The sequence below is a fragment of the Sphingobacterium sp. B29 genome (genome assembly GCF_001952815.1).
GTDB lineage: Bacteria > Bacteroidota > Bacteroidia > Sphingobacteriales > Sphingobacteriaceae > Sphingobacterium > Sphingobacterium siyangense.
Window position 1 is genome coordinate 5,055,859 of record NZ_CP019158.1, and the last position, 19,543, is coordinate 5,075,401.

Sequence of the window (19,543 nt, forward strand, 5' to 3'; positions counted from 1 at the left end):
CACATTGTAGTTCTTATGTTATTTCCATCGCACCGCAGTATGGACTATAACTTCACTTGTTCCAGCAATTTTTCAGGTGCAATATTTCTATCATAAATTAATTGATGAAATTTGCTCAATTTATCCAATAGACTTATCAGTGTTATTTTTTCACTGTAGGTCAAATCACCTGAAACAATCTGGGTAGCATGACGTATTTTTCCCATTTGTCGATCCAACGCCGATAAGCCATTTTCTGTGATATAAAGCACCTTACTTCGTCGGTCTTGCTCTGAATCTTGCTGACCGATCCATCCTTGTTTGATCAAACGATTTATAATCGCCATGCCGGCTGGCTTTTCATGAATATTCCGCCTGATCAATTCCATTTTTGTCATCTCGCCAAACGACCTTAAGGTTATAAGGTATATAAACTCCTCTTGTGTAGAAAAATCAGATTCCCAAATAGCTGCCTTTGAATAACTTTTTGCAAACCTATTCATATGCACTATTAATGTGCTGATCACACTCTCTGGACTACGCCCATTTTCCTTACCGTCCCATTCAGGTTCGACCAGAACATCGGTTTCTTTTGCCACTACCCAACGTTTAAATCCATCCGCGTCGGTACTGTAGATTCCATCTACGTTCTCCTGTTCAAACTCCTCTACTAATACAATGATTTCTTTTAAAAGTTGATATTTCATACACTTTATTTAGAACATAAATATACTATATTTGTTTTTATTTTTCTAATAAAGATTTTTTTTAGAATAAATATAGACCATAAATCTTATCTACTCTAAATTTTGACCAACTGAAACTCATATCGGGTAGAGACTTGCTTTAACTTATAAAAAGACTTTTGTGCCAATTGGTAATCGCTTTTATTATAAATCGTGCAACATTTTTTTCCTGAGCTCGACTAACCTATAGTCACTAACTGCAAACAATGGTCATCAAACTCTGCACAAGAACCTTAATTACATGAAAGTCTTAGAAAAAATTGCCCTACTCTTCCCATGCCTGCTTCTTTTCGCCATAGCTCATGGTTCATCTAATAGGATTATCCTTTCGCGCATCGATTCAACCTTTACTGTTACGGGCAAAGTAGTCGATTCTCTTACAAAAGAACCCGTTCACTTAGTTTCAATATACTTACTGGACCATCAAAATAGCAGCAATCCTGTCAAAACAGTGGGTACAAATGACAGGGGCGACTTCCAATTGACCTATAATCAGCGTTCATTTTACCTAAAAATCAATCACATGGGCTTTCAGCCTCAGATAAAAAGAATTGAAATGCCGAACGGTTCCAATATAGATATCGGCACTATAGAACTTCATAAGATTGACAATAAACTTGAGGAGGTTACAGTTTCCTCCAAGAGACCTACCTTGGAGCTAATTACCGGTGGGTATAGATTTAATGCGGAAAATAATATATTAGGAAATAGTACAAATATAGCAGAACTGCTCAAGCAGGTACCGGGATTAACCGTTGATGAAATGGAAGGCAAATTACAATTGCTCGGAAAAGGGGCTACTGTATTGATAAATGGTCGAAAAGTCAATTTGGGGGGTCAGGATTTATTGAACTACCTGAAATCTCTACCGAGCAACGAGGTTTTGTCTGTTAATGTGCTTACCAGTCCAGGCGCAGCATATGATTCCGCAGGAGACGGAGGTGTGTTAGATATCAGACTTAAGAAAAATTCCAATTTGGGCTTCTTTGGGTCGGCAAGTACCAGTGTTTCTACCCTTTGGGGAACGGACCAATCGCTTAATTTAAATCTCAAAAAAAGTAAGTTTGAAATTTCATTGGGTTATAATTTTTCATATGGTGAAAATTTGCATAAACGAAACGATCTTATAAAAAACTATTACTTACCTGATTCCAGTTATCGCTATAGACAAGAACAGGTTAGTGAAAGATCCCAAAGGACACATTCCATGAAAATCAATACACTTTATACTATTGATTCAACAAGTACGCTCTCTTTTAATTATTGGTACGCCAGCTTTTATGGTAAATTTCCAAATGAACGAGATGCCACGATCTATAATCGGAAAGATGAATTTCAAAGGCAGCTTAAACAGCGGGACTTCATGTTTTTAGACAATAATTTCCATATCGTCGATTTGATCTACGACAAAGATTTTAAAAAGAAAAACAAGCTTTCAATCGGCCTGAATTACGCGAAATACTCGAATGAAAATAACACTTCATTCTGGAGAAAGGCATATGATTTTTCTAACACGGAAATAAATTCCTCAGAAAATGATAGCAGAAATTTTATTATTAAGAGACCATATGAAATCTGGACCTTCAATACAGATTACAAAACTAACATTGGAAGGAGTATAGATCTAAAATTTGGTGTAAAATATGCCCGTGCAAATACAGAAAGCTTCTTTAAGAATCTGACCACAGATGGAAATACCGTCGGAGGAGAAGCAAATATTGAAGATAAGGTTCAATATAACGAAAATATACTTGCTGCTTATTCTTCTCTGAGTGGTAAATATAAACACTTCTCCTTCGATGTAGGCTTGCGACTAGAATCATTCGATTATAAATTACGATCCCTTTCAACTGACGAACAGATTAAAAACAACTATCTTAATTTATTTCCCAACTTTAATATACGTTATGATTTCGAGGATCTTAAAAACAGCATTGCTTTATCGGGGAACAGAAGAATCGAACGACCAGGTTATAACATGCTCAATCCATTTGCGGTGACCAATAATCCTATCTATTTTACCAACGGTAACACACAGTTGAAGCCATATTTTGCAAATAGACTAGATCTGCAATATTCACATAAGTGGAATAGCAACCACTCACTGATCTTTTCTTTATATGGAAACTCCTCGAAGAATATGTTTACTTATATCTCAAGATATAATGAGGAGGTTGGGAGCCCGGAGTTTAACTATTATAATGATTATAATCTCAACCAAATTGGAGCTTATGTCATGTCGCAAAACAAATTTGGAAGCAGCGTGAATGTCAGTACATATTTATCGGCCCAACGACCTACTTTCAGATCGAATAATACAGAAGATATTTTGTTACCTGGTATTGTCAACTTTAGTGGGTCGATCAACACCTTTATTAATATTCTGCCAAAGACTACTGTTCAAATATTCGGCTTTTATGCTTCGAAAAGAAATAGTTTTCAAATGCAATATGGGGCAACAGGATATATCACGACGGGTTTACAACAAAAAGTGCTTCGGGACAAGCTAAACATATCCCTGACGATTGAGGATATTTTCAACTTACAAAAAGCACCTATTTCCATTTTAGGCAATGTGATTAGCATTGAAACAGTGAATAAATTGAAGTCACGCTATGCAAAATTGAGTTTCAGTTACAATTTCGGAAAAACCTTCTCCGCAAAACAGACCAAAAAGCTGGAAAAAGATTCGAGGATAGATTAACCCATCAATAGGTTAATCGTCAAAGATGATTCTTGGAAGCATAGCGCTGGATATAATTGAGTTTAGAAAATAGCTTAAATACAGATAGACCTCAAAATACTGCGAATTTAAAACAAATCCATACGAATTGAAATTCGCATGAAAATTTGAAAAGCGTTGTTTTAACTTAGTCCGATAAACATGTGAAAGAGAACGTTAATTATGAATGAGACTATCATAGAATTCGATAACAAAAAACGTCTGAAATTAGCACTATTTGGCTTGATATTGACGATAGCGGCTTTGGCATTTGCTTACTATATTTTCTTTGTCGCTGAAAAAATAAGAATTTTCCCTGGAGCATTGATGTTGACCTTAGGGGGCTTAGGATGTTATTGTCTAATTGGCGGAGTAAAAAGTCTATTTGTTAAAGATCGGACTGGCCTAATATTGAACGCAAATGGCATTCGATATAATGGTACGCCAGTAGGAATAAAGGCTGGGACTGTAAAATGGACTGCTATTCAATCTGTCTCGACAGGAATGGCCCATGGTGTCCATTTTGTTTTTTTGAAGCTACACCATCCCGAAAATTATATGCAGCAGTTCTCTCCACAAGTACAACAACATGTGCTCGAAAATGGAATAGCCGTTTCGGCAGATCAATTGTCGCTTGATTTCAATACACTCAAAAAATTGATAGAAGAGTATTATGAGCGGTATAAGCGATGATAAGAGGGAAAAGACTCGCCATAAACAAGCCCCTATAAAAATCTTACAGGGGCTTGTTTCTATTAATCGTATCAAATTGTTGTATTACAAATCCAGTTGGATACCTAAATTCGCTATTGTTCCGCTTCCTTTTACATAATAACGGCCTTCATTTGTAGCTCCCCTCACCTCCGCGTGCAGTGGAAAATAATCATTATTAAGGATATTATTAACTGAAAAAATGAACGCCAGATTCTTTAATTTGTAGCGTGTTTGGAAATCCATCAGACCATAGCCGGAAATCGGATATTTGCCATAATTATATTCAGAAGGTTGAAATACATCGCGTTTCCCCAAATGTAAATACTGCAGATAGACATTCCACCGATCTGTCAATTTGAAATCTGCATTGATATTTATTTTAAAAGGTGAAATAATGGAATTATCCAATTTATCCTTATATTTTCCCTCATTTTTCAAATCTTGTCTACCATCCATATACCCGAGTATAGTACCAAACTTCAACCAGTCAACAGGGGTTACATCGACAACCAATTCCAAACCGTAGATACGCTGCGGTACTTGGATAAGTTCGTAATTACCCGGTGTCGAAGTTTCTGCGAAAGTATTGCCTTTCTTGGAAGAGCTATAATATCCTGTCAATTGGTAACTTAACAGACTATAACTTCCGTTTAGCCCCAACTCAAAATTATTGACAACTACAGGCTTCGGATCAATTTGACTCAAAGGGACTCCATTCCGTAACACAAGTCCCACATCGCCGATAGAATACCCTTGTGAAAATGACACAAAGGGCTGCAGGTATTTTAATTTATTATACCTTCCTGCCAAGTTGAATACAAATGCGTTTGAGTTGCTCTTATCTCCAGGGGTGACTTTCCCTGCTTTTGTTAGATCCCCCACCTTGAAATCCAAGTTTTCGTATCGCACACCACCTTTTAAGATCCAATATTCAGCCAGGTTAAACTTACTTTGAAGGTATAGGGCGCCACTTTTCATATTCATGTCGGGTGTCACTAATCCATCGTCCAACGTTTTTTGAACCGTGTGATCCTTTAAAAGATCTACTCCATAAATTAAAGTTACGTTATTGCTGTTGGGTAGATCAAAGGGCGTACTAAAATTTAGTCTGGCTCCCTTATGATCAGAATATGTTTGGTTGTAGCTTTCAAATACCGTGTTCATATCTTCATAATACAGACTCATATTTGCTGAGGTTCTACCAAAGTTACCATCATACTTTACATGAAAAGCTTTATTGTAAGGTGTCCCGCCGTTAATCACTGTATCTGAAGGTATCCCTATAGCAGGTTTACTGCCAAACTCCCCCTTAGTACCGACATATTTACTATCCTGAACACTTCTATAATAGTTCCCCATAAGTTCGATACGATGATTATCGTTAATCTGATAACCAATCTTCGCTAAGGCATTATAACTTTTTGTCTCGCCCAGGCCATAAAATGGACTTACAATGGTACCATCGGAGCTACGTACCACACCTGTTCGCGCAATCTTTCCTTGCACAACATAATCAAACTTGTCTTTCGATCCAGAAAATACTTGTGCCAAATTATACCCGTATGTTTCATCTGGTCTGACCAAGCTTAGGGAATTATTTAAAGAGGTTGAAGAATGAAAACTCCTGTCTGTCTTTGGCTTTTTTGTTATGTAATTAATTATACCACCAGCCGCGCCATTTCCATACATGGCTGAAGCCCCATTAATAACTTCAATATGGTCTATTGCACTAGCATCAATCGTCTTCATATCTCTTCCGCCATTTCTTAAAGGAGTAGATTGAGGAATTCCATCAATAAGTACCAAAAAATTCCGACCACGTATTTTAGCAATAAAATTGTTTTGGCTTTCCTCACTGGGAGAGATACTTGGCACTTTCTGCATTAAAATATTGGGTAGGTTGTCGTTTATCAGACGCTGATCTTCTAAAGTCTTACCTCCAATATAGGTAATTGATGATGGCACTTCGTCAATACTTTCAGCCAGTCGGCTCGCCGTTACGACAACTTCATTCAAGTGATTACTTGTTTGCTCCATGACAAAGTCTGGGAGCTCGAGGGTTTCCCTTTCCAGTGCGATCTGCGATTTGATTTCTTGAAAACCAATATGCTTTACGATCATGGAGTGAATTCCTTTAGGAATCTTTAAAAAAATAAAATTCCCTTCATGATCAGTCTTGGCGCTATTTATCCCGTCAATATTGATATACACATTGGACAAACCTTTCCCCTCTGAATTTTTCACCTTGCCCTTAATTGTCCCCGATTCTTGATCATTACCATTTTTCCTAACAGCAATCGGTCTTTCCCTTGAAAAACTTATTGCTGGAATTATGGAAAAACTTAAAACCAATAGACTGCTCGCCAATGTTGTTTTTTGGGTAATAAACCAAGATCTTGTTGTTGTTTTCACGTGTTGAAGGTATTTAAAAAATCACTCGTCCTGTCCGCATATTGATATCTGTCCTATTTCCAAACCTTTCTATCTGGGAAAGCCTGTTCTGAAAAAGATATAATTACTATTTAGACTAATTATTATTAATGGCAAATATAGTAAAGTTAGGAAATACTTAAAGCTAAAAATTTAGAATATGAGCCCATTATCGACACAAGTAACAATTTCTCATTACAACTGGCAGGCGTTATCTCCATTTCTTAATGGTTATTATTTCGTTGAAAAACAAAATATATCATAATTCCACTCATGCAAATTAAAATGGATCCCAGAAAAAATGGCACTCCCGAAAATTGAAATAGCGCGTTATCCTGTGTAAAATAATAAAATGAGTTTGTCATTACTGGAGGTCCAATAATAGATGTTGCACTTACCAAACTTGCCAACGCTCCCTGAAGTTCACCTTGTTCATTTGAAGGAATACTCTTGCTAATAATGGATTGCAGTGCAGGTCCACAGATTCCGCCTAAGGAATATGGGATAAGGAAAACAAACATCATCCATCCTTCACTTGCGAATGCGAATAGCATAAGACCGATCGCATAAAAGAATAATCCAAAATATACACTTTTCTCGTCGCCTAATTTAGGGTTTACCCATCTTATTAGAAACCCTTGTACTAATCCAAGCAATAATCCGAGCAACCCAAGTGATAAGCCAACCGTCCGTTCTGTCCAACTAAACTTATACATGGTAAAGAAATGCCAATTACTCTGCACGGCGTGAAGAGCGATATAGACCAAAATCAAGGCAACAACAAGGCGCGCTATTTTCGATTGTTTTTTCAGAAAATTAAATGCTCCAATAGGATTCGCACGTTTCCAATCAAATGGTCGTCGTTTATCCTTATCTAAACTTTCCGGCAGGAAAAACAGCCCATAGAGAAAATTTACTAGGCATAATAAAGCGGCTGCATAAAAGGGTACTCGAGCGCCGTAATATCCAAGTAAACCACCGATTACCGGGCCCAAGATAAACCCCATACCAAAAGCTGCGCCTATTAAACCAAAATTTTTGGTTCTATCTTCATACGTGGATATATCAGCGATGTATGCACTAGCGGTTGAAATACTAGCCCCAGTCAGCCCAGCAATGATTCTTCCCAAAAAGAGCCAACTGATAGATGGCGCCAATGCTAATAATATATAGTCGATGGCAAATCCAAAAAGAGAAATTAAGATAATTGGGCGTCTACCATATTTATCACTGAGATTGCCCACTATAGGCGCACATATAAATTGTGTAATAGCATAAGCAAAGCCGAGCCATCCTCCATATTTTGCTGCTTCGCTAAGGTCTCCATGAATAAGTTCTGCAATGAGTTTAGGAACAACTGGAAGTATAATGCCCCAACCTGTAATATCAATCAACAGGGTAATAAATATAAATCCGATAGCTGCTTTTTTTCCTGTATTTTTCATGCCGTAAAATTAAACAGACGAGAAAAGGAGCTATTGACAATTTAATGGTGTTTACGTACCATTTGAAAGCTAATTCTACTTGAAAATCTGTAAATGCCTTCGACAGTTAAACGAATACCATCTATCACACGTTTCGATAAGTTGTTGGTGACAAACCAACAATTCGTTTGAAGTATCTGCAAAAGACGCTTGTTTCTTCAAAATGAAGTTCATTACTGATTTCTTTGATTGATAAATTAGAAGATTTTAATAATGTTTTAGCATGTAGAATTGTGATATGATCAATCCATTGTATTGCCGATCTTCCAGTTTTCTGTTTGAGGAAAGTTGAAAGATATTGAGGTGTTAAATGTAGTTTTTCAGCGTAAAATACAACACTTCTTTGTTGCCCGGCATATTTTGAAACAAGCAGATAAAATTCATCGATAATCTCATGCGTACGGCTTTTCACCAAATTTTTGTTATTTGGTAATTTAGAATAGACTTCAGAAATCATACTAACTAGCACCATGACGAGATGCCGTAGCATTTGTGTCTTATTGGGACTTGCTTTTTTATGGTAGAAGTCTTGTATAAGGGTCAATAATTCATTTTGGAGTTTAATTTCTTCCGATTGAAGTCTAATAATTGGCTGCCATCTTATTTGATTGTTCATTACAAACTCCCGTAGAACAGGAAATTCTGTAATGAAATCCAATGAAAGACCGATTGTTATAATTTCAGCATCTTCACTCAATGATTTTGTATCGATCATCACTTGTGGCTGCAAAATAGCAATATCCCCTTTGTTTACTTCATATTCTAAGAAATGGATTTGGGATTTCATAGATCCCTGTACCATAAAACCTAATAATAAACCATCAAATATGCGGCTATGACTTGTATACTTCTTCCCGGGGCCATGTCGTTGACTAAGAATAACTATGCCTTCCGTCTTTTTTGAAAGGTCAAGATTATACAATTGATAGACATTATCCAAAGTTATTAATAGAGCCATGTTCAAATGTCGTTAAAAAAAAAACAGCATAACATGTATTTTTCATCACTTTTACCATTTTCCTAAGGGAATCAACGTCCTAAGCCGTAGAAATTGAAGAAAAAGCCGCAATACTAATGTAAAACGGCTTTTTTTTTGTAAGTTTTCTTATCAAGTTACAAAATTACGAAACGATTCTATTTAGATATTGTTCTTCAATAAAGAATAATATTATATGGAAGACCTATTATATTCGGTAGCTATTAGCGTAATGATTGTTTGGGCAGTTACTTTTGTGGGCGGATTCATAACAGAAGATTTTATTCATATTCTTTTAATTATTGCAGCTATAGCATTTATATTTCGCGCAATAAAGGGTATTAGTAATTCTAAAGTGCACCAACCTCAACAATAAGTCAAAGCTATTCGTAAACAAATTGACCGGCAATAAAAATGACAATCCCAAACCAATTAAATCAAAATCAATGGTACGATAGGTATACGAAGAAGAGCGACTTCGACTCCTGTCAAAGAATTTTGGAGGCTTTATGTGGCCACACGAAAATGAGGTATGGCATGATACGCAAGAGAGATGGCCGTAAATGGGGGAATTGGTGCGTTTATGACTATCATTCTCAGAAGATCGTCAATAAAAACAGTGAAAACTACGTTAAAATATATCAGGAAATAACGAAAGGTTTCTCACCTATTTACATTGACGATAGCGAGCAATGTTCTGTCGACGAATGGACACAAGTTCTTCATGAATTCGGTTTAAAAAGCTATATCTCTTATCCGATTATTAACAAAAATAATTCTATTGTTGGACACTTGAGTTTCATGAATGCGGAACCCGTACACTTCGACCCAATTAAATTGGAGACGTTGCTCCCTGTTTGCAGTGATTTGATTGCAATAGATTTTAAAACTGCAATTGAACGTAGAAATACGAGAAAAAAATTAGAACAGGAACTTAGTTATTCCAAAAACAGAGAACTCGTTTTATCGTCTTTGGCCCATGACTTAAATAATCCTGTCAGCATCGTAAAAGTGATATCACAATATCTTGGCGCAAACATTAAAGATGAAAGCCAAAAAAACTTAATAAAGAAAATAGAGGCGGCTTCATCACGGGTAAAAGGTGTGATAGATGATATTTTAGATTTCAGTAGTATCCGTCTTCAAGACAAGCTAATTAGAATTAATGATCATTACCGCATGGATTCATTGATTAAGCAAATCTTATCGGAATTTGAAGTATTACACAATAGAGCACTAATCGCCAACATCAACCTTCCAGTTGATGTACCCTGTGATCATCAGAAAATGGGACGGGCTTTCGCTAATTTAATTGGAAATGCTATAAAACATGGTAATCCTCATGAAAATATCGAAATAAATGCATGCATTCAAAAAGAAAATTTCATTTTTAGTGTTACAAATGAGGTCGCCTATCCTCAATATTCAGATCTTACAGATCTATTTAAGCCTTTCGTAAAAGGAGTCAATAGTAATGGGCTCGGATTAGGATTGTTTATTGTGAGTGAAATAGTAAAAATTCATAAGGGAAAAATAGTCGTAAATTTAAAGGACAATAAAATTACTTTTAACCTGATGATCCCCCTAAATTCAACTACAGTTGTTCAATAATAAAGTACAGGCAATGATTTCAGCGAGAATTAGTTTTCGCTGAGATACTTTATTCAACAGAAAAAGGGTGCGCTAATCACACCCTTAGTCTTATCAAGTATCATGGGTATTGGGTACAGGTGCGTGTTCTTCAATAAGTTTATCATGTTTCAACTCTTTCCAAAAGTCGGCGGGAATCTTTGCCTCAAAGGAATGTGCATTTTGCACGGCCTGTTCAGCGGTATGTGCTCCGGGTATAACACCAGACACTGCGTCGGGAGCCGCTGCAAATTGCAATGCTGCTGTACGAAGATCTACAGCGTGATTTTTCGAGACCTGTTGCAAAGCATTTAGCTTTTCTTTAACCCCGGCAGGAAACTTCCCATCATAGAGATAACGGTCTTTACCCGATAAAAATCCAGCACATAATGGCGCTCCTACAATAATGGAAATATCTCTTTCAGCAACTTTCGGGAAAATCTGATTCAGTTCATCGTCATGTTTTATCAATGAATACTGGCAGGCCGAAAGAAAAATATCTGGATCAGCAACTTCCAATGTCTTTAAGATAGGCGCAACGGTATTGACTCCCAGTCCCCAACCTTTAATAACTCCTTCTTCTCTCATCTTAGTCAATTCGGGCATTGCTCCATGAATAGCTTGCTCAAAATAATGTGTATAGCTGTCTTTCATATCACCATTGTCAGGTGAAAGGTCATGAATAAATACCACATCAATGGAAGATAATCCTAAGCGCTGTAGACTATCTTCGATACTTCTTCTCACTCCCGAGGCGCTATAATCATATTGGTAAGCAAAATTTAATTTTCCTTTCCATAACGATTGTTCCATTTTAAAATCCTCCCCTGGCAACATTAATCGGCCTACTTTTGTTGACAGCGTAAAACTTTCTCGAGGCTGATCTTTTAAAAATAAGCCCATTCTACGTTCACTGATACCCAAACCATACCATGGCGAGGTGTCAAACAATCGTATCCCTACATTCCAGGCGGCTTCGACTGCCTTTAAGCATTCGATATCTGAGTTGTGCTGAAATCCATTTCCCAATGCCACTCCGCCAAATCCAGCTTTGTTGGCGGGACGGAATTTTTTCTTTTGTATTAAATTTTCGGCTGTTACCATCTTGTTCTTTTATTACTTCCTATTATTTATGTTCGCTAGTCTGTCTGGCCGCAAGTTCATCATGTGCAGTTAGGTCAAGACGTAAAGGCGTAATAGAGACCAAATTGTGTTCTACTGCCCAGCGATCAGTCCCCTTTTCAGCTGGTTCTAATGGTACCACTGTGATCCAATAGTTTTTTCTTCCCATGGGATCCTGTCCAGAAACCACACTACCATCATATAAACGTACTGATTGTCTTGTCCAGGAAAGCCCTTGGGGTTTAGGCGGAAAATTCACATTATAAAGAGCGGGGCCCTTATTTTTCAGCAATATCTTGAGCACCTCGATTGTCCACCGAGATAGCCCTTCAAAATCAGGTTCTGTCTTTCCAACAGGTGTACTCAATGCAATACCAGTAATCCCGAGCAATGTGGCCTGCTTCGCTGCAGCCAATGTTCCTGAGTGCCACATTGAATTGCCTAAGTTTGGCCCCATATTAATACCAGAAAGTACAACCTGCGTATCTGGAAACATATGTAAACCCAAGGCTACACAGTCTGCCGGTGTGCCATTGACCCTATAGGCATCAATATCCTCAAAAGTAACAGGCGCATGCCGATAGCTTAGGGGCCGAGAATGCGTAATAGCATGCCCCATTGACGACTGCTCAACATCGGGTGCAACAATCTTTACCGTTCCAAACTCTTTCGCCGTCTGTGCCAGTGCCGCAATCCCCGGTGAATAGATACCATCGTCATTGGTGATAAGTATATTCATAGCTGTCCTTTTCTATGAAAACCAATCTCAAGCATGCTTTGTTCTGCTGTTATGAAAGAACATGGCAAAAACATAAGGTTAGTTCACAATCCTGCTGCTGGGGATGACTCGAATGGAGATAAAGACGAACTATGTCAATTGATTGAAGATCTTGGCCACAATTGCACTGTAGTAACAAAAAAAGATGCTGTCAAAAAGATCGACCCACAGACAGATATCATCGCCTTGGCCGGCGGTGATGGCACCATAAGAATGACCATTATGGGTCTACTGGAAAAAAAGCTAAGATTTAAGAGGCCGATCGCCATATTACCACAAGGCACTGCAAACAATATTGCTATCTCTCTTGGTATTCCGCTAGACTGTGAAAAAGCTATTAGTCTGTGGAGAAGCGCTATACTTAAAAAATTCGATGTAGGGATGGTCATAGGGTTAGAAAGAAAACCTCTATATTTTATTGAATCTATCGGTTTTGGGGTATTTCCTACACTAATGAAAAAAATGGATAAAAAAAACACCGAAGATCTTAATGCGGAAGATGAAATCAAAACTGCACTAATACAGCTCCGCAAGCTGGTGGAAACATTCCCCGCTACCACACTAAGGCTTACAGTAGCTGGAAATAACTATGAAAAAGAGTGCATACTGGTTGAGATCATGAATATACCAAGCATCGGACCGAGGCTAGTGCTTGCTGCTGATGCTGATCCTGGTGATGGACAATTTGATATCATCATTGTCACTGTCGATCAACGTCAGGAACTTTTAAGCTATATCGATGGACTATTGAATGGAACCAACGTCGAATTTAAAATAATACCTATCCGGGCTAGTCAATTGGCGATGGAATGGGAAGGCAAAGAAATACACATCGATGATGAGCGCAAGAGTTACTTTGGCCAACAATTGAAGCTTACCTTACTGGATGGTATAGTTGAAATTATCACAGGCAATAAATAAGATACGATTTCAGCCAACGATAATGGTTCGAAAAATGTTCTCTTTTAAAAAACGAGTTAAAATGAACAGATCAAAAAACATAAATAATAAACTAAGCATGGTGGCCCTTCTCATGACTGCTATCCCAAATCCGGATCCACGTGAGCCAAGCCCAGACTTGTCCCAGTCACAACAAGAGGAAGATTCCAAAGAAGAAGAAAAGGGCCCTAACACCAATCTGTCTGGTCTCAAAGACGATCGCACCCATAACAAGGAGGAAGCACAGGCTGAACAGGAAGAAAAAGATGACAAAGATAAACCCGACCTTTCTGGTGAGATCAATGTTTAGATCATAGCAAAATGATACGAAATCTTTACGTGTAGTATTTACGTGGGACACATACCTCTCGGCATCGAAACATTGCAGTCAACGATAATATTAAGCCCCTTAACCTTTTCGAGGTGGGAAGAAAAACAGCTTTGGATTTATTTTAAAATAGATCCAAACAGCCTTTGCCATTTTAATCAATTCTTTCGACGATAGATTTCGCGAGCGGAAGGCTAACATCAAGGATAGCGAAAAGCTGACCATAAAATTAAAAAACCCTATAATTCCAATCCCTAAAATGCCCCAAATCCATATGTCGGTAGAGAGCTCCATCCCATGACCGAATAAGCCCAGGGCCAAATTTCCACTAGCAAATGTAATATGCCTAATATCAAGATTTAAACCTAAAAAAAGTCCGATGGAAGCTGTTGACCCCATAAAGATCCCGAACCACACGTTAGACACGATTCCTGCCCATTTTTTTTCATAAAACGAAGCTATTTTGTTTGTTTTTGCTTGTCCAAATATCTTTTTCAACATGGGGTGTTCCTGAATACGATAGTATACAGAGTTATGCTTATCCCGATTTGAAATACTGCCGGCAATAATACCGGAAAGAAATAAAAAAACACCTGCAATAGAGGCATGCAAAACCAAGGGTGTTTTTATCGGATTGAGATCATTGACCAGATGCAACCACTTGCCACTCGCAATATTGACCTGAAACAATTGTTGAATCACCCAAACAAGAAAAAGACTCATCGGAAAAGCCATCAAAACATTACCGACAAAAGCAATAAACTGAGACCGAAATAATCGTGCAAATAATTCAGCAAATATCCAATATCGATGTTTGTTGGTCGCCTGTTCGGCAATCCCCTGCTCAATTGCGTTGACCAATGCGGAAGCAGTCATTGCTGGTTGTTTGGTGGCTAAGGTAGCACCAAAAAGATAAATTAACGTAAAGCCAATAGCATAATTCAGGCTATATAAAAATGCATGACCAAACTCACTGCTGTGAACCTTACCTAACAATAATTTAACGATACACATTACGCCTACAATGAGGCCGCCACCGCAGGCAGACCGGAACATTTTCCAATATTCCTGCCGACTTGAAGTAATGTAATGTTCTCCAGTCTGTGCAGTATGATGAGTAATCTCGTACGCTAAAAGCTGTGTACTCTGTCCTACCAATTTGCGAATATTGCTTTTTCGGGAATTGTATCCAATAAGGGTCATTGCCAGTGCAATCGTCTTTTCCTTTTTTTCTTCCGGATGATCAATCACTAAAAAAAGCAAGATTTCTCGGATCCTTTCAAGTTGTTGCCGCATGCGCAAAAGTGATTGATTAACCTTTATGGAAATTCCGAAACGATGTGAATTATCGAAGGCAGTTTCAATGTACGATTCGCATTGCTTATGAAGTACCAAAATTTGTTTATAAGTCAGATCATCCGAGGAGATAAACTTATTATGCGATTGCAAAATACGATCATTCAATTCGGTGAATTCCCGCATAATGGCTATAAATGGACTATCAAAATTTTGAAACTCAGGTACCATCTTATTTACATCCGTTTCCATTGCACGCCCCGTAATGCGTTGAACCAACAGTTCCAACCCATACAATATTTCGATCATTCCAAAACCAGTTTCATCATCATAAATTGTTTCGAATCCGCATAAACGAAAGAGTTCATCGACCTGCTCTTGCGAAACCGTAGCAATCCAATCAGCATCACGAGGTTTGTAAAAAACCTGATTTAATATATATTGCAAAGTAGACTTGGATGGCTGAAAAGGTAAGTATCGCTCAGTGATCCTTTTTTTAAGTTCGTAAAAAAAATCCGCATAGCTGATAATTCCTGTATCTGAAATCAATTGATCAAAATCTTTACTAGCCAGAATTCTTTTTAAATAAAGCTGAAAGCTTTCCAGCTCCTCAGGTGCGGCATGGAGATAGTCCAGCAAAAATTGAATATCGATCTTATAGAGCAGATTGGTATGCTTGGGACGAATGATATCCACTAGTAGAACCAAAAAATCGACGCTTACATAAGACGAGTCTTCCAATTGAGTTTTATATCGCATAAACAAACTGCTTACCTGCTGCTCTTTATCCTGTTCTTTTTTCATAAATCATAAAATCCCTGATTTAGATACCAAATTTAGGTACATTTTGTTTTTTTAAACTGAAAGAATAACACGCTACATTGTGTCAAATAGCCACTTGATTAGATGATTTTGATCATTTTTCAGCCCTTTTCATTTTCATAATTTTATAGCTAAGAAATTATAAATCAAAAGTTAAGCCCAACGTAAAAAAGACAAAAATGAAAAACTACGATAAAGTAAAGTCCGCAAAATTATGTTACGAACATATCGGCGGAAAACTCGGCCAGCTCCTATTGGAGGCGTTAATAGCAAAAGGCTGGCTAGCAAAAAAAGATCCCAGCGATAAAGACCTCTATATTACCGAACTCGGAGAATCCCAATTGACAGCATTTGGTGTTGACTTATCACAAATTAAAGCGTAACCATCATGAACTTACTCTTAGATTACGACAATTTCTTTCTACCAGCACAGGACCTGGAGAGCGCCAAGGAATTTTATGGAAATCAACTTGGTCTTGAAACCAAATTCGATTTTTCGGATAAGGGAATGATTGCGTTCAAAATAGGCAAAAATGAACCTGCAATCATTCTTAGTACAGTACAACATACCAAACCGACTATTTGGTTTACTGTTGACGATGTGAAAACTACATGTGAATATTTAAAGGAAAAGGGAGTCGTATTTTTAAGCGAGCCATTTGAGATCATGACGGGTTTAGCGGTTGAATTTAATGATCCATTCGGAAACAAACTTGGAATAACAGATTATTCCAAATCAAATAAAGTTTGATGAGTATCGTTTAAATTGTCATATTATGCTCTAGCCAGCGCTTAAGGGCAATGAGCTACGGCTGCCCACGATATCTCTTAGACTGTAAAGTTTAATGGAATATATCGTATCTTGCTATCCAATTTTAAACCAAATATCACTTCAATGCGAAGAATTATCTATTCAATAGTAGCTAGCGGTCTTATTTTTACAGGATGCGCAGGAATGAAAGGTCAGGGCGATAATAATGGCTGGAAATCCTTGTTTGACGGAAAGGACATTAATGATTGGTTTGTCAAAATTCATCATCATGATGTTGGTGTGAACTACGGAAATACTTTTAGAGTTGAAGATGGAATAATTAAGGTCAGATATGATCAGTATGATGATTTTAATGATCAATTTGGCCATTTATATTATAAAACACCCTTTTCTTATTATCATTTAAAATTTGAATATCGATTTGTAGGCGAGCTCCATAAAGGTGCCCCCTCCTATACACTTCGTAATAGCGGCGTTATGTTTCATTCGCAGGACCCCAGAACAATGTTGAAAGAACAGGATTGGCCCATTTCTGTCGAAATGCAACTTTTGGGAGGACTGAGCGATGGCCAGCCCCGCCCTACAGGCAATATGTGTTCTCCTGGAACCAATGTGGTCTATCAGGGCAAAATAGCCTCCTCACATTGTTTAAATTCTACTTCGAAGACCTATGATGGTGATCAATGGGTTAAAGGCGAATTGATTGTATTAGGTGATTCGTTAATCAAACATATCATTAACGGAGATACCGTACTAGAATATTCAAGACCTCAGATTGGAGGTGGAACAGCCAATGGATATGACCCCAAAATTAAGATCGATGGTAAGTTGCTCAGCAGTGGATTTATTGCATTACAGAGTGAAGGTCAACCCGTAGATTTTAAGAATATATGGATTAAGGAACTACCTAAACCAAAGAAGGAAGGGAGGCTATTGCATAGCTCTACATAGTATAGTGCTATATAGTTATTTCTTATCAATTACTTTAAGGTCATTAATTTTTCCGAAAGGAGGAACATCTTGAGTTTAAACTTAGCAGTTTAACAAGTTCTCCACCATTATTAATATATTACGAAATTTTCAATCTAGATAAACCTTAAATAGTCGCATAAAGTCTCATAGTCAACCGAATAATATCTAGATTTACTATTTTTAAAGTAATAAGCACAAAAAAAAATAACAATCTGATAGGGATATGGATAAAATCACGATAAAAGAAATTGCAGAAGTAGAGAACCAACTTTTCTTGGCGCAGCTAGCCAGTAATGTAGACGGTCTTGATCTCCTCCTATATGACGACCTTGTTGCTGTAGCACCTGATGGTCAAATGTTAACCAAAGAAATGGATCTAAATGCACACCGATCAAAGGCTATGATTATTGAAAATGCTTCAACAGAAATTGATGAGATCAGAATAATTGGGGATACCGCGCTTTCCATTACTACGATGACGGCAAAAGGCAAGGTAATGGGAGCACCATTAGAAGGAAAATTTAGATATTTTAGGGTATGGAAACGCATTGACAACACACTAAAGGTCATTGGTGCCAGTTTTATGCAATTGCCTTAATAAGGGAACGGAAAACTGAAAATTCGGTTTTTTAATTTTGTCCTTGTAAATTTATATAGATGGGTATGATAAATAATAAATCTAGGATTATATGCAATGCAAAAATGAAAAAATATACTTTTTTTTCTGGCTTGTATTTTACTTTGCTTTTTTATTTCTTGTCGAAATATTGGCAAACCTGTTGATAAACAAAAATCCGGTTCCTACTTCATCGATTCAAAAGGGCAGATAGCTTATTGTCAGAATGGAAATTGGTTTAGTTTGGGCATTTCACAAATGCAGGCTGATGCAAAATCGTTTGAGGTTTTGTCAGAAGATATTGCTAAAGACAAAAATGCGGTATATTTTCGTGGCACGATTCAAAAACTTGTGGACAAGAATTCCTTTTATGTCGACAATCAGATTCCAAAAGATCGTTTTCATGTCTATTATATCGATCAGGCCCTAGGCTTTAATATCATCCAGGGAGCAGATCCAAAAACATATGAGCTCGTAAAGGATCATATAAACTGGGCACGCGACAAGGACCATTACTTCTACAGTAATGACATGATAAAGGCAGATCGGAAAACCTTTTCGTTCGTCAATGACTATTTTTTAATGGATAAAGATTCAGTTTATGTCTCTCCGAATATAGGTACCTTTAAAGCAGTTGTTGCTAACGCCGGAAACATTGAAGCCATAAACAAATATTACATAAGAATTGGCAATACAATTTACTACCCACCATTTCAGCAGGGATCAGATGTCATAACGAGGTCCTTTAAGACAATTGATAAAATTCGTGTACTTGATCAGGATCATATTAGTATTGACAACAAAACGATCCTATTCAGGGGGAAAAACTTCAGATATGAACAGGTAGATGCTCCTTCCTTTGAATTATTCCCGATTGATAAAAAGAATGATGTGTATGGAAGCAACTCCTATTCAAAAGACAAGGATAATGTGTATTATAATCAGGAAATAATTCCAGATGCCGATATTAAAACGTTTATACCTTTAGGTCACGATTTCGGAAAAGACGCAAAAAATGTCTTTTATCAAAAACAGCTGCTTGAAGGAGTAGATGCAAATAGTTTTAAGAAGGACGGTGATTTTTATAAAGACAATCGAGGCAATAAATTCAGCGGCCTTACAGGAAATAAAATCTAATCAGCTTTCTTTTGACAGCTAAACCTACTTTTTGTATTCAAAAAAAGCTTGTCCAGAGGAACTTATCGATTGAAATTTCCA

The 19,543-nt window shown here is 37.3% G+C and carries 18 protein-coding genes; 11 read left to right on the top strand and 7 right to left on the bottom strand.

The window, feature by feature from the left end:
* Positions 1–44 precede the first annotated feature (44 nt).
* A complete protein-coding gene (locus BV902_RS21680; RefSeq protein ID WP_075993731.1) occupies positions 45–686 on the bottom strand; it encodes a MarR family winged helix-turn-helix transcriptional regulator in 642 nt (213 codons plus the stop codon).
* A 280-nt stretch (positions 687–966) separates the two neighbouring features.
* Between BV902_RS21680 and BV902_RS21685 the strand changes: the two genes are divergently transcribed.
* On the top strand, positions 967–3,429 hold the full coding sequence (locus tag BV902_RS21685) for an outer membrane beta-barrel family protein (protein ID WP_075993732.1): 2,463 nt from the start codon (positions 967–969) through the stop codon (positions 3,427–3,429).
* Positions 3,430–3,630: 201 nt separating this feature from the next.
* Positions 3,631–4,140 (top strand): STM3941 family protein, encoded by a 510-nt coding sequence (locus BV902_RS21690; protein ID WP_075993733.1) that lies wholly within the window; start codon positions 3,631–3,633, stop codon positions 4,138–4,140.
* 84 nt (positions 4,141–4,224) lie between these two features.
* On the opposite strand, the gene BV902_RS21695 is transcribed toward BV902_RS21690, so the two are convergent.
* The 3 genes from BV902_RS21695 to BV902_RS21705 all read right to left on the bottom strand — a co-directional run bounded on the left by BV902_RS21695 (position 4,225) and on the right by BV902_RS21705 (position 9,033).
* Positions 4,225–6,573 carry a TonB-dependent receptor gene (locus BV902_RS21695; RefSeq protein ID WP_075993734.1) on the bottom strand — a complete coding sequence of 783 codons (2,349 nt, stop codon included), beginning with the start codon at positions 6,571–6,573 and terminating at the stop codon, positions 4,225–4,227.
* A 242-nt stretch (positions 6,574–6,815) separates the two neighbouring features.
* Entirely contained in the window at positions 6,816–8,036 is a 1,221-nt protein-coding gene (locus BV902_RS21700) for a TCR/Tet family MFS transporter (RefSeq protein WP_075993735.1), read from the bottom strand.
* A gap of 124 nt (positions 8,037–8,160) precedes the next feature.
* The gene (locus tag BV902_RS21705; RefSeq protein WP_075993736.1) at positions 8,161–9,033 is read right to left on the bottom strand and encodes a helix-turn-helix domain-containing protein; all 873 of its coding nucleotides are present in this window, start codon (positions 9,031–9,033) and stop codon (positions 8,161–8,163) included.
* 214 nt (positions 9,034–9,247) lie between these two features.
* Between BV902_RS21705 and BV902_RS21710 the strand changes: the two genes are divergently transcribed.
* Both BV902_RS21710 and BV902_RS21715 read left to right on the top strand, forming a co-directional pair.
* The gene (locus tag BV902_RS21710; protein ID WP_075993737.1) at positions 9,248–9,427 is read left to right on the top strand and encodes a lmo0937 family membrane protein; all 180 of its coding nucleotides are present in this window, start codon (positions 9,248–9,250) and stop codon (positions 9,425–9,427) included.
* A 38-nt stretch (positions 9,428–9,465) separates the two neighbouring features.
* Positions 9,466–10,662 (top strand): GAF domain-containing sensor histidine kinase, encoded by a 1,197-nt coding sequence (locus tag BV902_RS21715; RefSeq protein WP_075993738.1) that lies wholly within the window; start codon positions 9,466–9,468, stop codon positions 10,660–10,662.
* A gap of 93 nt (positions 10,663–10,755) precedes the next feature.
* Here BV902_RS21715 and BV902_RS21720 read toward each other — a convergent pair whose 3' ends face one another.
* A complete protein-coding gene (locus tag BV902_RS21720) occupies positions 10,756–11,784 on the bottom strand; it encodes an aldo/keto reductase (RefSeq protein WP_075993739.1) in 1,029 nt (342 codons plus the stop codon).
* A gap of 22 nt (positions 11,785–11,806) precedes the next feature.
* On the bottom strand, positions 11,807–12,541 hold the full coding sequence (gene surE, locus BV902_RS21725; RefSeq protein WP_075993740.1) for a 5'/3'-nucleotidase SurE: 735 nt from the start codon (positions 12,539–12,541) through the stop codon (positions 11,807–11,809).
* Between the two features lie 51 nt (positions 12,542–12,592).
* Between surE and BV902_RS21730 the strand changes: the two genes are divergently transcribed.
* Positions 12,593–13,501, top strand: a complete 909-nt coding sequence (locus BV902_RS21730) for a diacylglycerol/lipid kinase family protein (RefSeq protein ID WP_075993741.1) — start codon at positions 12,593–12,595, stop codon at positions 13,499–13,501.
* A gap of 61 nt (positions 13,502–13,562) precedes the next feature.
* Positions 13,563–13,829, top strand: coding sequence for a hypothetical protein (locus BV902_RS21735; protein WP_075993742.1), 267 nt, complete (start codon positions 13,563–13,565; stop codon positions 13,827–13,829).
* A gap of 99 nt (positions 13,830–13,928) precedes the next feature.
* Here the strand turns inward: BV902_RS21735 and BV902_RS21740 are convergent, their stop codons facing one another.
* Positions 13,929–15,947 carry a recombinase gene (locus BV902_RS21740; protein WP_075993743.1) on the bottom strand — a complete coding sequence of 673 codons (2,019 nt, stop codon included), beginning with the start codon at positions 15,945–15,947 and terminating at the stop codon, positions 13,929–13,931.
* 197 nt (positions 15,948–16,144) lie between these two features.
* Here BV902_RS21740 and BV902_RS21745 point away from each other — a divergent pair, with 197 nt between their 5' ends.
* From BV902_RS21745 to BV902_RS21765, 5 genes are all read left to right on the top strand, one after another.
* Positions 16,145–16,348, top strand: a complete 204-nt coding sequence (locus BV902_RS21745; RefSeq protein WP_075993744.1) for an ArsR family transcriptional regulator — start codon at positions 16,145–16,147, stop codon at positions 16,346–16,348.
* A gap of 5 nt (positions 16,349–16,353) precedes the next feature.
* Positions 16,354–16,716 (top strand): VOC family protein, encoded by a 363-nt coding sequence (locus tag BV902_RS21750; RefSeq protein WP_075993745.1) that lies wholly within the window; start codon positions 16,354–16,356, stop codon positions 16,714–16,716.
* A gap of 144 nt (positions 16,717–16,860) precedes the next feature.
* A complete protein-coding gene (locus tag BV902_RS21755) occupies positions 16,861–17,688 on the top strand; it encodes a 3-keto-disaccharide hydrolase (protein ID WP_075993746.1) in 828 nt (275 codons plus the stop codon).
* Positions 17,689–17,932: 244 nt separating this feature from the next.
* The gene (locus BV902_RS21760) at positions 17,933–18,307 is read left to right on the top strand and encodes a nuclear transport factor 2 family protein (RefSeq protein ID WP_075993747.1); all 375 of its coding nucleotides are present in this window, start codon (positions 17,933–17,935) and stop codon (positions 18,305–18,307) included.
* 261 nt (positions 18,308–18,568) lie between these two features.
* Positions 18,569–19,462 carry a DKNYY domain-containing protein gene (locus BV902_RS21765; RefSeq protein WP_216640389.1) on the top strand — a complete coding sequence of 298 codons (894 nt, stop codon included), beginning with the start codon at positions 18,569–18,571 and terminating at the stop codon, positions 19,460–19,462.
* The last annotated feature ends 81 nt before the right edge of the window (positions 19,463–19,543 follow it).

Bases quoted from the DNA above. Each gene is read 5' to 3' on its own strand.
- BV902_RS21760 (WP_075993747.1), top strand. From the start codon at position 17,933: ATGGATAAAATCACGATAAAAGAAATTGCAGAAGTAGAGAACCAACTT.
- BV902_RS21700 (WP_075993735.1), bottom strand. From the start codon at position 8,036: ATGAAAAATACAGGAAAAAAAGCAGCTATCGGATTTATATTTATTACC.
- BV902_RS21680 (WP_075993731.1), bottom strand. From the start codon at position 686: ATGAAATATCAACTTTTAAAAGAAATCATTGTATTAGTAGAGGAGTTT.
- BV902_RS21740 (WP_075993743.1), bottom strand. From the start codon at position 15,947: ATGAAAAAAGAACAGGATAAAGAGCAGCAGGTAAGCAGTTTGTTTATG.
- BV902_RS21750 (WP_075993745.1), top strand. From the start codon at position 16,354: ATGAACTTACTCTTAGATTACGACAATTTCTTTCTACCAGCACAGGAC.
- surE (WP_075993740.1), bottom strand. From the start codon at position 12,541: ATGAATATACTTATCACCAATGACGATGGTATCTATTCACCGGGGATT.
- BV902_RS21705 (WP_075993736.1), bottom strand. From the start codon at position 9,033: ATGGCTCTATTAATAACTTTGGATAATGTCTATCAATTGTATAATCTT.
- BV902_RS21745 (WP_075993744.1), top strand. From the start codon at position 16,145: ATGAAAAACTACGATAAAGTAAAGTCCGCAAAATTATGTTACGAACAT.
- BV902_RS21735 (WP_075993742.1), top strand. From the start codon at position 13,563: ATGAACAGATCAAAAAACATAAATAATAAACTAAGCATGGTGGCCCTT.
- BV902_RS21755 (WP_075993746.1), top strand. From the start codon at position 16,861: ATGCGAAGAATTATCTATTCAATAGTAGCTAGCGGTCTTATTTTTACA.
- BV902_RS21685 (WP_075993732.1), top strand. From the start codon at position 967: ATGAAAGTCTTAGAAAAAATTGCCCTACTCTTCCCATGCCTGCTTCTT.
- BV902_RS21730 (WP_075993741.1), top strand. From the start codon at position 12,593: ATGAAAGAACATGGCAAAAACATAAGGTTAGTTCACAATCCTGCTGCT.
- BV902_RS21710 (WP_075993737.1), top strand. From the start codon at position 9,248: ATGGAAGACCTATTATATTCGGTAGCTATTAGCGTAATGATTGTTTGG.
- BV902_RS21720 (WP_075993739.1), bottom strand. From the start codon at position 11,784: ATGGTAACAGCCGAAAATTTAATACAAAAGAAAAAATTCCGTCCCGCC.
- BV902_RS21690 (WP_075993733.1), top strand. From the start codon at position 3,631: ATGAATGAGACTATCATAGAATTCGATAACAAAAAACGTCTGAAATTA.
- BV902_RS21715 (WP_075993738.1), top strand. From the start codon at position 9,466: ATGACAATCCCAAACCAATTAAATCAAAATCAATGGTACGATAGGTAT.